Annotated in this window: 14 protein-coding genes and 1 tRNA gene; 7 read left to right on the top strand and 8 right to left on the bottom strand. The window is 52.7% G+C overall.

Going from position 1 to position 13,246, the window contains the following annotated elements; all coding sequences use genetic code 11:
* Positions 1 to 115 precede the first annotated feature (115 nt).
* A complete protein-coding gene (locus tag KNP83_RS06885) occupies positions 116 to 1,021 on the bottom strand; it encodes a GGDEF domain-containing protein (RefSeq protein WP_214761793.1) in 906 nt (301 codons plus the stop codon).
* Positions 1,022 to 1,252: 231 nt separating this feature from the next.
* Positions 1,253 to 2,710, bottom strand: a complete 1,458-nt coding sequence (gene cls, locus KNP83_RS06880) for a cardiolipin synthase (protein WP_214761791.1) — start codon at positions 2,708 to 2,710, stop codon at positions 1,253 to 1,255.
* Between the two features lie 95 nt (positions 2,711 to 2,805).
* On the opposite strand from cls, the gene KNP83_RS06875 reads away from it, so the two are divergent.
* From KNP83_RS06875 to KNP83_RS06860, 4 genes are all read left to right on the top strand, one after another.
* Entirely contained in the window at positions 2,806 to 3,231 is a 426-nt protein-coding gene (locus KNP83_RS06875; protein WP_214761789.1) for an OsmC family protein, read from the top strand.
* 79 nt (positions 3,232 to 3,310) lie between these two features.
* Positions 3,311 to 3,799, top strand: coding sequence for a GNAT family N-acetyltransferase (locus KNP83_RS06870; RefSeq protein WP_214713666.1), 489 nt, complete (start codon positions 3,311 to 3,313; stop codon positions 3,797 to 3,799).
* Between the two features lie 59 nt (positions 3,800 to 3,858).
* Positions 3,859 to 4,857 carry a Gfo/Idh/MocA family oxidoreductase gene (locus KNP83_RS06865; RefSeq protein ID WP_214761787.1) on the top strand — a complete coding sequence of 333 codons (999 nt, stop codon included), beginning with the start codon at positions 3,859 to 3,861 and terminating at the stop codon, positions 4,855 to 4,857.
* A gap of 233 nt (positions 4,858 to 5,090) precedes the next feature.
* Positions 5,091 to 6,134, top strand: coding sequence for a lipid II:glycine glycyltransferase FemX (locus KNP83_RS06860; protein WP_214761785.1), 1,044 nt, complete (start codon positions 5,091 to 5,093; stop codon positions 6,132 to 6,134).
* A gap of 41 nt (positions 6,135 to 6,175) precedes the next feature.
* Here the strand turns inward: KNP83_RS06860 and KNP83_RS06855 are convergent, their stop codons facing one another.
* Positions 6,176 to 7,210 carry a PTS sugar transporter subunit IIC gene (locus KNP83_RS06855; RefSeq protein WP_214761783.1) on the bottom strand — a complete coding sequence of 345 codons (1,035 nt, stop codon included), beginning with the start codon at positions 7,208 to 7,210 and terminating at the stop codon, positions 6,176 to 6,178.
* 251 nt (positions 7,211 to 7,461) lie between these two features.
* Here KNP83_RS06855 and KNP83_RS06850 point away from each other — a divergent pair, with 251 nt between their 5' ends.
* Positions 7,462 to 10,125: a cation-transporting P-type ATPase gene (locus KNP83_RS06850; protein ID WP_214761781.1), complete on the top strand. Its 2,664-nt coding sequence runs from the start codon at positions 7,462 to 7,464 to the stop codon at positions 10,123 to 10,125.
* Positions 10,126 to 10,181: 56 nt separating this feature from the next.
* Positions 10,182 to 10,316, top strand: a complete 135-nt coding sequence (locus tag KNP83_RS15170; RefSeq protein ID WP_260570643.1) for a hypothetical protein — start codon at positions 10,182 to 10,184, stop codon at positions 10,314 to 10,316.
* 72 nt (positions 10,317 to 10,388) lie between these two features.
* Here the strand turns inward: KNP83_RS15170 and KNP83_RS06845 are convergent, their stop codons facing one another.
* The 3 genes from KNP83_RS06845 to KNP83_RS06835 form a co-directional block, all read right to left on the bottom strand.
* Positions 10,389 to 10,661 carry a hypothetical protein gene (locus tag KNP83_RS06845; protein WP_021067350.1) on the bottom strand — a complete coding sequence of 91 codons (273 nt, stop codon included), beginning with the start codon at positions 10,659 to 10,661 and terminating at the stop codon, positions 10,389 to 10,391.
* Between the two features lie 123 nt (positions 10,662 to 10,784).
* Complete coding sequence (locus KNP83_RS06840) at positions 10,785 to 11,417, bottom strand: hypothetical protein (RefSeq protein ID WP_214761778.1); 633 nt, start codon at positions 11,415 to 11,417, stop codon at positions 10,785 to 10,787.
* 87 nt (positions 11,418 to 11,504) lie between these two features.
* Positions 11,505 to 11,861 carry a PilZ domain-containing protein gene (locus tag KNP83_RS06835; RefSeq protein ID WP_214761776.1) on the bottom strand — a complete coding sequence of 119 codons (357 nt, stop codon included), beginning with the start codon at positions 11,859 to 11,861 and terminating at the stop codon, positions 11,505 to 11,507.
* A 146-nt stretch (positions 11,862 to 12,007) separates the two neighbouring features.
* On the opposite strand from KNP83_RS06835, the gene KNP83_RS06830 reads away from it, so the two are divergent.
* Positions 12,008 to 12,256 (top strand): hypothetical protein, encoded by a 249-nt coding sequence (locus KNP83_RS06830; protein ID WP_214761774.1) that lies wholly within the window; start codon positions 12,008 to 12,010, stop codon positions 12,254 to 12,256.
* Between the two features lie 33 nt (positions 12,257 to 12,289).
* Here KNP83_RS06830 and KNP83_RS06825 read toward each other — a convergent pair whose 3' ends face one another.
* Together KNP83_RS06825 and KNP83_RS06820 are read right to left on the bottom strand one after the other, a co-directional pair.
* Complete coding sequence (locus KNP83_RS06825) at positions 12,290 to 12,985, bottom strand: queuosine precursor transporter (protein WP_214761772.1); 696 nt, start codon at positions 12,983 to 12,985, stop codon at positions 12,290 to 12,292.
* A 136-nt stretch (positions 12,986 to 13,121) separates the two neighbouring features.
* Positions 13,122 to 13,192, bottom strand: a tRNA-Thr gene (locus KNP83_RS06820).
* Positions 13,193 to 13,246: the final 54 nt, after the last annotated feature.

Below are 13,246 nucleotides of genomic sequence, written 5' to 3'. Positions count from 1 at the left end.
TATAACAAGTCTGTAACAACTATAAGCATTCACTTCAAGTTTGTAATGTCAGCTTCTTGTGCCGAAGTCGTTGAAACAGGAAAAAAGGATGCGTGGGAGCATCCTTTTTTGAGAACTAGCGCTTGCTCGACACTTGGTTCCGGCCACGATTCTTGGCGACATAGAGCGCCTCGTCCGCGTCTTGTAACGCCTGCTCGACCGTCTTTCCGCCCTCGAGCGAACTGACGCCGAACGAGCAGGTGACGCGCGGGACGGGGCCGAACGGTTCGGCGTTAATCTTCTGCCGGAGCTTATCGGCGAGTTGGACACCATCGGCGAGCGTCGACTGGGGGGCGACGATTAAAAACTCTTCACCGCCCCAACGGCCAATCGAGTCCGACTTGCGAATGTTGCGCCTGAGCAGTTGGGCAATTGAGCGCAAGACGAGGTCCCCGGTCGGGTGACCGAACGTGTCGTTGACGAGCTTGAAGTAGTCGATGTCGAGCATGATGACGGCGGCGGGTGCTCGGGTGTCGACCGTCTCTTGAGCCGTCGTCGAGAGGACGTCACCGACTTTCTTCCGGTTATACAGCTCTGTCAACGGGTCGAGCGACGACAAGTGCTCCATCCGCTCTTCGTAGCGCCGTTGTTCGGTCGCGTCCTCTAAAATGCCGACACCGCCATCGAGTTGTTCATCGGCGGAGAAGCTCGGGGACATCGTCGTCCGGATGAAGCGAGGTTGCCGCTCCGGCGCTTTGTACCAGCCCGCCATGCGAATCGTTTCTCCGTTCAAGACGTTGCGGATGGCAGCGGCCAAATCGAACGAGGAGGACGAGCATCGTTCAAACGATAAGTTCGAGCTCGGCAACAGGCCAAGCAAATCAATGAATGCTTCGTTATAGCTGACAATCTGGCCGTGTCGATTGAAGGCGAACAGGCCAATCGGAAGCTGGTCCCATGAGGAAGGATCGGGTTTCGTGGTGTCTCGGTCTTGGTGAAGGGGTTCATGATCAGCCATTGTATGACATATGCGTGAACGCATACTTCCTCCTTTCCTAGCCGTAGCGGTAATGTAGGACGTTCGTACTGATACTTTATACCCTAAATCGGGAAAGAACTAGCGAGTATTCTCTTAAATGCTAACAGTTTTTAGAATTTGACGAGAAATCGTCACAGCTTATGGTGAGGGATTTCTTAGCAGCGCCGCATCAAAATCGCCCCATCATGTCGATGGCTAATCCGACACAACAGGGCGACTTCTGAACGATGTAGGTTATAAAATCGGACTGAGCAATCGAGACACGCCTTCGCGCATCCGGACGGTCCATTTCCGGGCTGAGTAATCGTCGACCGTATACTTGCGGCTGACGGCGACGTCCGACTCGAACAGGGAAGCGAGTTCGAGCGCGACCCGCTCGTCATAGATGACGGCGTTCACTTCGAAGTTCAAGCGGAAGCTACGGGCGTCCAAGTTCGTCGTCCCGACGGTTGAAATCTCATCATCGACGACGAGCGTCTTGGCGTGCAGGAAACCTTGTCCGTACATATACACGTTCGCCCCATAGTCGAGCAGTTCGCCGAGAAACGACAGCGATGCCCACATGACGAACGGGTGGTCGGGCTTGCCGGGAATCATGATGTCCATCTTGACGCCGGACAGGAGTGCCATCTTACAGGCGTCCATGAAACTCGCATCCGGGATGAAGTAAGGCGTCTGGATGATGACGCGTTTCTTTGCCGACATAATCATTTTAATCATCATGTTTTTCAAATGTTCCGTGTCGGAGTTCGGACCGCTCGTCACGATTTGCATTGGAGACATATCCTTAATATCGTGGCGGGCGAAACAGAACGAGTTCTCCGGGTCGTGATGCTTGCTGCCGGAATAGTTCCAGTCGAGAATGAATCGGTGTTGCAAGTGATAGACGACATCCCCCTCGACACGGAGATGCGTATCGCGCCAATAACCGAACTTCTCGACGAGGCCGAGGTATTCGGTCCCGACGTTGAAGCCGCCGACGTAACCGATTTTACCGTCGATGATGACGACTTTTCGGTGGTTCCGGTTGTTCAACTTGAAGTTGATTAAACCGAGCGTCGGTGGGAAGAAGACACGGACCTCGCCGTTATGGGCAATCAACTCTTTGAAGTCGGAGTTGCGGAGGCTGCGCGAACCGACCGCGTCATAGAGGAGCCTCACTTTGACGCCTGCCTTGGCTCGTTCGATCAGTTCATGGATCAATGCCTTCCCGAGCGCGTCCCGTTGGATGATGTAATACTGGATATTGATTTCCGTCTCGGCGCTTCGAATATCGTCCATAAGCGCTTTGAACTTTTGTTCCCCGTCGTGCATGATGGCAGATTTGTTGTGGACACTAATCAAAGATTTTGAGGAGCGCAAGTTCATCTCGAGCAATTGCTCGTATTTCTCGAACAACGGTTGAGCAATCATCGTCTCTTTCCGGCGAATTTGATCGATTTGACTCTCGACTTGGAGCGCGTGGAACGAGCGCTCTTCGACACTCAAGTTGAAGAAGTTGTCCTTCTTCAACTGACGTCCGAGAAACATGTAGACGATGAACCCAAGGATCGGCAAGAAGAACAGGACAAGGAGCCATGCCCAAGTCGCCCCGACGTCACGGCGCTCTGCGAATATGACGGCTAATGCGAACAATAAATTCAATCCGAGGACGATATATAGTCCCCAACTAATAATGACCGACCAATCCAAGCGACCAACTCCCTAAACGACAATTTCACTGCATAGATTAATAATACCTCATTCAAGGGAATAGTAAGCTATCGAAACATAAGGAGGAGACTGAGATGCATTTACAAGTGAATTGGAAACAAGGGATGGCATTCCAGACGACGACACCGTCAGGGCATGACGTGACGCTCGATGCCGGGGAGGACGTCGACGGCCTCAACACCGGTCCACGGCCGACCGAGATGCTTCTGCAGGCGACGGCGGCCTGTACAGGCATCGATATCGTCTCGATTTTGCATAAGATGCGCTTGCCGCTCGACCGGTTCGAGATGAAGATCGACGGGATCCGGGCGACGGAACATCCTAAGAAGTTCACGGCCATCCACATCTTATACATCCTCGACGGGGACATGCCCGAAGAGCGGGTCCGTCGTGCCATCGAGTTGTCAGTCGAACGCTATTGTTCTGTATCGCACAGTTTGAACGCGACGTTGTCGTACAGTTATCAGTTGAACGGTGGCGAGGTCGTCCCGTTCACATGACGTGAGCAAGATGGTTGAAAAGAGTCGAAACGGTCCGTTATATTTGTATTTCAAATACTGCAATACAAAGGAGGACGTTATGATTCGACTCGCGACGAAACGCGATGCCAAGCACATCGCGGACCTAATCGAACAACGAGCCGTAGCGCTAAAACAACAAGGTAGCGACCAATGGACGGAATATTTGGAGCAGGACCTCATGGATCGGGTGCAGACGGACATCACCTCGGGACACGTTTACGTGTACGAGCAAGACGAATCGGTATTGGCCTCGATCGCCTTACTTCCGGCAGATGACTGGGATCACAATTTATGGGAAGATGGCGAACGCGGTCAATACATCCATCGAATCGTCGTCAGCGAACGATTGAAAGGCCAAGGCGTCGGTCAGCAACTGATGGAGCACGTCTTGCGTGAGGCCGACACACATGAACCGATTCGACTCGACTGTGTGGCCGACAATGCGTTCTTGAATAGTTATTATCCACGGTTTGGCTTCGTCTTCGTGGACTCACGGGACGGATACAACACGTTTGAATACAATATGGATGAGAGTGTCAGTGCATAAGGGGTCAACCAACCCCTTTTTTTGATATACTGAGAAGCGAATTGATGGGAGGAAACAAGATGATCAATACAATACTTGTCGGTTTCGGCTTTTCCGCGACGACATTCCATTTACCCTTTTTACAGGAACTCGATGACTTCCAAATCGCAGGTGTCGTCTCATCACGCCCTGAGGATGTACAGGCCGTCCTCGGCGATGTCGCGGTGTATGCGACGTTAGACGAGGCACTTGCGACGGACGCTTCGTTGTTCGTCATCACGACACCATCTCATTTACATAAAGACATGGTCGAAGGGTGTCTGACAGCAGGCAAAGACGTACTCGTCGAGAAACCGGCGTTCGTGACGACGGAGGAAGGGGAGGCGTTACTCCGACTCGAACAGGCAAGCGACGGCATCGTCAACGTATTCCATAATCGGCGGATGGACGGAGACTTCTTGACCGTCAAACGACTGTTGGAAGAACGACGCCTCGGCGATTGGAAAGTCCTTGAGTCCCGGTTCGATCGCTTCCGTCCGATTGTCCGTGACCGCTGGCGCGAGAACGCTGGGCCAGGAGCAGGCATTCTATTTGACCTCGGCAGCCATTTGATCGACCAAGCGCTCGTCTTGTTCGGGGCACCGGACAAGGTATCGGGCGATGTCATGATTCAACGAAACGGGGGCCAATCTGATGATGGGTTCCATGTGACGTTGCATTATGGAGAGAAACGGGTCTATCTTCGCTCGAACCCGTTCATCGCCATCGAGGCGCCGCGATTCGAAGTACATGGGACGGAAGGCAGCTTCTTGAAATTTGGTCTCGATCCGCAAGAGGCGTGTCTTAAACATGGAGAAGTCAGATGCCACGACCGTGAGACTGGAACGATCGTCATCGATTCGGAAGCGACAATCGACATCGAACCGGGCGGCTACGTGACGTTTTATCAAGCGCTCGCAGATAGTTATACGACGCGGCGTCCGCTCGTCCCGCTTCATGACGCGCTCTTGACGACACGGATTATCGAGATGGCCCGTGAGTCGTCCCGCTCTCAACGAGTCCTCGACTTCAATAGTTAATCCTGTAGGACGACCTGCCATGTTCGGCACGGTCGTCTTTTTAAATAATTGAAAAGAAATCACGATGATTTTATTGTGAATGAACAAACTCGCTTCATGTTTGTTAACAACAAAAAGCTATCCGGCTCTTTCAAATAGTCAGTGGTGAATGGGAACAGGACATAGGAAACGACTTCGGACTGTCCTGTCACGCTTCGAACCAATGACGAACTTTAGGAAGAGGGGAACGGATGATGTTCAATCAAATCGTGAAACACCGTTGGGAGTGGGAGAACTGGTTACGCGAGGTTAACTGCGATTCGTATGACCATTACGACTATGTGGTGGCGAACTGCGAGCCCGGCGAGCAGCCTGAGTTGTTTGTTGCGGCCAAAGATGATGGGATTTTGCTGTACCCGTACATCCGCCGTCCAATCGCGCATCGCCATGATGACCTTGTGACGGCGTACGGTTACGGCGGCCCGTTCCGTGAAGGCAACTTCACGAACGAGGACGTGAAAGAAGCGCGGCGACTTTTTCTGCAGCGACCCGAGAATCAAGCGACCGTCACCGAGACGATTCGCTATCACCCTTGTCGCATCGATCCGGATTTGATGCGAGCGTTCGGGCCAGCCGTCCCGATTCGACAGACGGTACATGTCCGGCTGGATGATTCGTTCGAGCGGTTGGAGCAGCGCTTCAGCAAGATGACAAAACGGAACGTGAAGCGGGCCGTCCGGGAACAAGTGACGGTTGCTTGTGGGCACGCGCATGAACTGTGTGAGTTCATCCGACTGTACCGGGCCACGATGGACCGGCGTGCCGCGAACGACGTCTATTATTTCCCGGACCGATATTTCGAGGACCTGTGGAACAGCGATACGTGTGAGACGGAGCTATTGTTCGCCGTCCATGACGGCCTCATCGTGGCAGGTGTATTCATGTTGTTCGGGGACGACGGGGCCCACTATCATCTTGGTGGGTCGGATGCGGATTACTTGGCGCTCCGACCGAATCACTTCCTCTTCCGCGAGATGATTCGTCGCGCGGTCGAGAAGGACAAGGCGTATGTTCATCTCGGTGGCGGTGCGACCGGGGAAGATGCGCTCTTTGATTTCAAGCAGAGCTTTTCCGGGGATGAGCCGCTCACGTATTACATCGGTCAGGCCGTCTTCGACGAAGTGGTGTATCATCGGTTGAATCAAGACCATTTGTTGCGCCACGGACCATCGGATTTCTTTCCGCTCTATCGGACACCGGTCGCAGAGACGGTCACCGAGGTGCAGGTGGAACGATAACAAAAAGGTTCTCACTCCATCTCGAGTGAGAACCTTTCGTATTATGCGGCTTCTTCATCAGAAGCGGCCATTTTTTCAGTTTGGCGAGTGATTGGGAAGTTACTGAACAGTTTACTGCCGATGAGCCCGGCGATGATTCCCACACCGAACAAGATGAGCGCCGTCACGGTCACAGTCTGCCAGTCATTGAAGCCGTACATGACGAGAAGTCCCGGAATCCCGGCAGCAGAGCCTGGGGCGTCGTTGACCATGCCGGTCATGGCAACGATGAGTCCGGCAATCGCACCGCCGACGAAGTTGACGCTGTAAATCGGAATCGGGTTCGCCGAGATGAGGTCGGCTTGCGTGAGCGGTTCGATGGCGACCGATAACTGGTCTTTCTTCGTCCCGATGTTCAACCGCTTGAACAGCAAGAAGTTCATCGAAATCGAAGTCGTCAATGCGAGAGCAGCGATAGCCATCGGGACACCTGTCAAACCGAGCATCGCCGTGAGCGCCATCGAGCTGAGCGGTGACGTCGAGACGACCGTGACGATGCCACCGAGGACAAGCCCCATCACGACTGGATTTTGGGTCGCGGCAAGTTCGATGACCGCACCGATTTGTGTCAGTGTGTTCGTGACGAGCGGATCGACGCCTGTCGCCACGAGGCGAGCGAGCGGTGCCATGACGATGACGTAAAAGATCATGTCGACACCGGCAGGCAAGTGACGGTCCAATTTTCGACCGGCGAGCGCGAGGATATAACCGGCGAAAAAGCCAGGAAGAATCCCGAAGCCGGCGACCGATAGCCCGAGCATGAGCGCGTAGACCGGGTTGATCCCGAGAGCAATCGATACGAGCGCTGCTGCGGCCGGACCTGATAACGAACCGGCTGCTTGTCCGACTTCTTCATATAAAGGAAGTGGGAGCAAGCCGCCGATGGCGTAAGCGTTGAACGCCTCCACCAAGAAACTGGCTATGGCGGCACCGGCAAGGGCGCCCATCGCTTTCATCCCGAACGGGGCTTTGTAGCTGAATAATGTGAATAAGGCAAGAATCAACAGTAAAAGTGCGATACCTTGAATAATGACCATATGGTGTACCTCTTTCTCTCTGTTCTATATTTCCTCTATAGTTAACCATTCGAACGGTTCTGTAAAGCCATTTCATCCATCTGACACGACTTTTTTCCGTGGTAGCGTTTCCATCTTGAGAATTGGAAAATTGTGAACAGAAACATCTATAAAATTAGTGAAAAAACGAGCTCATATGTGTCAGTCCGGCCTGGAGTGGGAACAGAAAGGGGAAAGACTTTTCATATAGGAATGACCAAGGAGGAGTAGAGATGCAGATGGAGAACAAAAATTGGCACGCACTCGAACCGGATGCGGTAAAGAGTTCGCTCGAGACGGACACGGAGAGTGGTCTGTCGAAAGGGGAAGTGTCAAGTCGGCAAGAGCAGTACGGGAAGAACGTATTGCCCGAGAAAGAGAAGACACCTGAAATCATAAAATTTTTACGACAGTTCAATGATATTCTTGTCTTCGTCTTACTTGGCGCCGCCGTCGTCACCGGCTTTTTAGGGGAGTACATCGATACAATCGTCATCGTGCTCGTCGTGACGATTATCGCGGTCGTCGGTTACCTCCAAGAGAACAAGGCCGAGCAAGCGTTAGAAGGCATTAAAAAGTTGCTCGAGACGAAGGCTAGCGTCATCCGTGACGGCAAGCAGAGCCAAGTTGACTCGAGTGACCTCGTCGTCGGAGACATTTTGGTGCTTGCCGCCGGGGACAAGGTCCCGGCTGACGCCCGTGTCATCCAAGCCGAGAAGTTCAAAGTCGAGGAATCGGCATTGACGGGAGAAGCGACGACGGTCGAGAAGAAGGTTCAAGTCGTCCCGGAAGACGCCGTCCTCGGTGACCGTAAGAACATGATTTATTCGGGGACGAGCGTGGCGACAGGAAGCGCGAAAGCGATCGTCACGTCCATCGGAGAAGGCACGGAACTCGGCCAAATCAACGCTTCGATCGCTGAAGTCGAGACGGTGAAGACGCCGCTCATCCGTCAGACGACGAAATTCGGTCAGACGGTATCGATTGCCATCCTCGTCATCTCTGTCGTCATTTACGCGTTCGGTTATTTCGTCCGCGATTTCGACCCAATCGAGTTGATGCTAACAACAATCGGTCTCGCCGTCGCCGCGATTCCAGAAGGATTACCGGCCGTCATCTCGATCATCCTCGCGCTCGGTGTCCGCAACATGGCCGAGAAGAAAGCCATCGTTCGCAGCCTGCCGTCGGTCGAGACGCTCGGTGCCGTATCGGTCATCTGTACCGATAAGACCGGGACGTTGACGAAGAACGAGATGACGGTCAAACAAGTCGTCACGGCCAAACACGATATCGAAGTGTCAGGCAGCGGGTATGAGCCGGACGGTGATTTGGAATTGAACGGTCAACCGTTCGATTTGGATGACGATGAGTCGATGATCGATTTGCTCACTGTCGGGAAGACGTGTAATGATGCCCAGTTGTATGAAGAGGGCGGCGAATGGGTCGTCAACGGTGATCCGACGGAAGCGTGCTTGCTCACGCTCGCCGAGAAGGCGGAGCGCCCGATTGAGCGCTTGGACGTCATCTCGAAGATTCCATTCGATTCGGAGTACAAATATATGGCGACGCTCGTCGATTATAAAGGAGAGCGCATGATTTTCATCAAAGGGGCCCCGGACCGCCTGTTCGATATGGCGGAAGACACGGAGTTCGACCGCGCCTATTGGGATGAAAAACGAAAAGAGATTGCCGACCGCGGCCAACGCGTGCTCGGGGGCGGCTTCAAACGCGTCGACGCCTCGAAAGAGACGGTCGACCATGAAGACGTCGAGAACGGCATCACTTTCCTCGGCTTGTATGGCATCGTCGATCCGCCACGTCAAGAAGCGATCGAAGCGGTCGCGGCTTGTCGTGACGCCGGAATCCGCATCAAGATGATCACCGGCGACCATAAAGATACGGCCGTCGCCATCGCACGGGAGCTCGGCATGGAAGTCGAAGGTGCCCTCGAAGGGAAAGAATTGACGAACATGTCCGACGAAGAAATCAAAGAAGCGTCGGTCCATAACGACGTCTTCGCCCGGACGAGCCCGAACGATAAACTTCGTCTCGTCAAAGGTCTGCAACAGAACGGTTTAATCACCTCGATGACCGGAGACGGTGTCAATGACGCACCGGCCTTGAAACGGGCTGACATCGGTGTCGCGATGGGGATTAAAGGGACGGAAGTCGCGAAAGAGGCGTCGCAAATGGTCCTCGTCGACGATAACTTCAAGACGATATATAACGCCGTCCGTGAAGGACGCCGCGTCTACGATAACTTGAAGAAGACGATTTTGTTCTTGCTCCCGACGAACGGTGGGCAAGCGCTCCTCGTCGCGATGAGCATCTTGCTTGGCGCATCGGCACCACTCAGCCCGGTTCAAATCCTCTGGGTCAACATGGTCGTCGCCATCACGCTCTCTCTCGCCATCGCGTTCGAGCCGTTAGAAGAGAGCACGATGAAACGGCCACCGCGTCCGGCGAACGTGCCGTTGTTAAGTCGCTATTACGTCTTCCGCATCACGTTCGTCTCGATTTTGATCGGGGGCGGTAGTCTCGTCATCAACTATATGCTCGGTGATTTCGATTACTCGACCGACAAATTGCAGACAATCACACTCAACACGATCGTCATGGCGCAATTGTTCCACTTGTTCAACTGTCGGACCGAGCTCGCGCCAGCGTTCAACCGCCACTTCTTCGACAATAAAATTGCCTTTGTCGTTTCCGCATTATTGATCGGGCTACAGTTGTTCATCACCTACGTTCCGTTCATGCATACACTGTTCGGAACGGCACCGCTTGATTTGCAAGACTGGATTTATCCGGTCGCGTTCGGTCTTATCGTCTTTGTCATCGTCGAAATCGAGAAAGCCATCTCGCGTCGTGTCATCGGCAACAAAGACATACACTGATGTTTTAGTGAAGACGGAATGTGGAATTCATGTATTATGCAGAGGAGGGATGCTCAATGAAACGTGATGAATCACAGCCTGGGGTACACCCAGATCCAGTACCGGATGAACAGTCTGATCCAGCCACAAAACCGGCACCGACACAACATCCGGACCCGGACCCGGAACAGGATAACGACGACTCCAACTAAGGGCGCCGATGCTTGAGCGGCGCTTCATACAAAAAGGGATTTCCGATAAATGTCGGAAATCCCTTTTTCATGTTATTTCTTCGGTGCCGGGCTACGATACTCGGTCATCTTGTCAAACTCTTTCTCATTGAAGTATTCGACGACGACAAAATCGCCGACCGGGCATTCCCAACGGTCCTTGGCGATTTGACACTCTTTAAGTGTCACCTTCTGGTCGTACATATCAAGCTCAAGCGTATCCTTCAAAAACTGGTCGACTTGTTTGTCGTTGATTTTGAAGTATTCACTCAAGATGATGTCTTCGCCTCTGTCGTTCGTATGCGTCATCACTTTAAAAAATCTCATTGGTGTACCTTCTTTCGTCTGTGAGCTGAATCTTCATTATAGAGGAGCTGGCCCGATTTGGGAACCATCATCCCGGTTTCGATAAAAATACCCCTTCCACGTTGGAGGTGAAAGGGGGTCGTCTCATTTTAGTTTGTGTCGGCTTGGCGGTGCCTCGTTGAAAGGTTGTTTATGGCGAATGATCAACCAGAACAATAACCCGAACAACGGGATGTAAGGTAGAGGCGACAAGCTCATCTTATAACGTTTGGCATCCCGGTTCATCAACGTGATTTGGATGAAGGCGAGCAAGAAGAAATCGACCGTCATCGTTCGGACGAACTGGTTCTGTCCGACGTACGACCAATACTCGGCCACGTTGCCGGTCGTCGAGGCGGCGATGAACAATCCAATCGTGATGACCAAGAGCAGCACCCCGAGCAGTCGTGTCGGGAGTGGTTTGATCGGTGTCGGATAAGGCGATTGCCGCGCGAACGCCAAATACGGCGCGATGATAAAGCCGCCGACGACGAAACCGGTCGCAGCCGGTAAGAGCGGGTTCGGGCGCAACTGGTTCACCTCGGACCAGAGCAACGGGAACAAGGCGAGCGGATAAACCCCTAGGATGCTGAACAAGGAGAGTGAATATCCTTCATAGGCATCCGTGTTATACGTGATGAAGTCGAGCAAAAACCCGCTCGAGAACGGTTCGTTCGGGCCGAGGAGCGCGATGGCGATCGCAGCGGCCCATGGAATGAGTAAGAACTTTCTGGTCATGACCTACACCTCGCGTCTGTCTCTGTTTTCATTAGTATACCCCGGAATCAGGCGAACAAAAAATGAGAAGTGTCAGTCGACACGTTCTCATTGGTTTTCTCGAGCATACGCCTTGATCATCGTCACGAGTTGTTGGGTCTCATCGGAATTCGTCTCAAGGAGAATCCCATAGTCATAATAGCTTCCCATCTGTCCGCGATGACGGACGTGTCCGGTCACATCCAGTGGTTGAATCAATTGGACGAGGTCCAGTTTCACTTGGACTTTTAACCCTTCAGACAATGGAAATAAATAGTCGCACCGCATCTTCAGACCGTGGGCACTGATATTGAGCAGTTGTGCTTCCCCGTCATGCAATTCTTTGTCTTCCCAGATGAGGCGATACGGGATGAAGCGGGGAGTTGGTAAGATATAGCGAAACGTTTCTTGTCGTCGATAGCGCATCGGTTCACCTCATTTCTCTACCTAGATTATCGGCTATTTATGGTGAATCGTGAAGGGGGGAAGCCACCAAAATTTAGGAAGCGCGGTTTACAGGATTGCAAACGCTTTCTATAATAGAAAGACAGAGTTGGTGAAGGAGGGATTGTATGAACGTCAAGGATTTGTTGCGACGCTATTCGATCGACGAACCAATCATCTACGCGAAAAATCTACACGGGCAGTGGGTCAAGCTCGAACAACTGCCGCCCTACACCATACTAGAGGTCGAGGCGAAGGACAAGGCCATCGAGGCGCTCGCCATCGACGCGTACGTGGCGCTCACCGTTTGTCGGGAAAAATCGTCGCTTGAAGATGCACGCCCTTATGCGGTGCGACTTCATATCAAAGGCAAATAAAAAAACCGCGAGCCCATCGGCTCGCGGTTTTGCTTAAGCTGCTTCTTCTTTCTCGTCTTCCTGTGGGACGGTCCGTTTCGCATAATACATGAACGGCGTCGCCATCCAGGCGATGATGAACTTGGCGACATATGTCGTGATGAAGATGTTCCACCAGATGTCCCATTCCATTCCCCAGAAGGCGATTGTACAGAACGTGAGCGTGTCGATGAACTGAGAGACGACGGTCGAACCTGTCGTCCGGAGCCACAGTTTTTTCTCGCCCGTCTTGGCGCGAATCTTCGAATAGATGAAGACGTCGAACAGCTGCGAGACGAGGTACGCTGCGAGACTGCCGAGCGTGATAAGCGGGAGCATCGAGAACAGTGCCTCGAAGCTCTCATGCATGAACAGCGCCTCTTCGAACGGCTCATAGAGCAATGCGAATTGCATGAGCACGGTCGAGACAATCAAGATGAAGAAGCCGAGCCAGACGCCTTTACGGGCAGTGTGACGACCATATTTTTCATTCAAGATGTCAGTCGCTAAATAAAGGGAACCGTAGACGATGTTCCCGAGAGTAAAGATGAAACCACCGATTACAATCTGCTGCGTCACTTGGATGTTGGCGACGACCGAGGCCATCGCGATCCAGGCGAACAGTCCGACACGTCCGAACAGCTTATAGCTGAGGACGAGCAGACCGAGCGTGAGCAAGGCAGAAGGAATCCATAACCATTCATTGAGCATGGGGATCGTACTCCTTCCAAATCATTCATTCTGTCAACTTTACAAGTTTATAGAGGAACGGAAACCGTGTCAAGACAGTTTCCATGACCAAAAGAAAGAGCGACCAATCCTATAAAGGGACGGTCGCTTCATTTGATGCCTCCGACGAGAATCGAACTCGTGCTGCAGCATTACCATTGCTGAGGTCTGCCACTAACCTACAGAGGCGGTTACATCTAGTATGTTACACAGTCTGATCTGAAATTTCAAGCTTTTTTAGAA

This window comes from Exiguobacterium sp. s146, from assembly GCF_018618415.1.
Lineage (GTDB): Bacteria > Bacillota > Bacilli > Exiguobacteriales > Exiguobacteriaceae > Exiguobacterium.
This window is presented reverse-complemented; position numbering and strand designations above follow the sequence as displayed.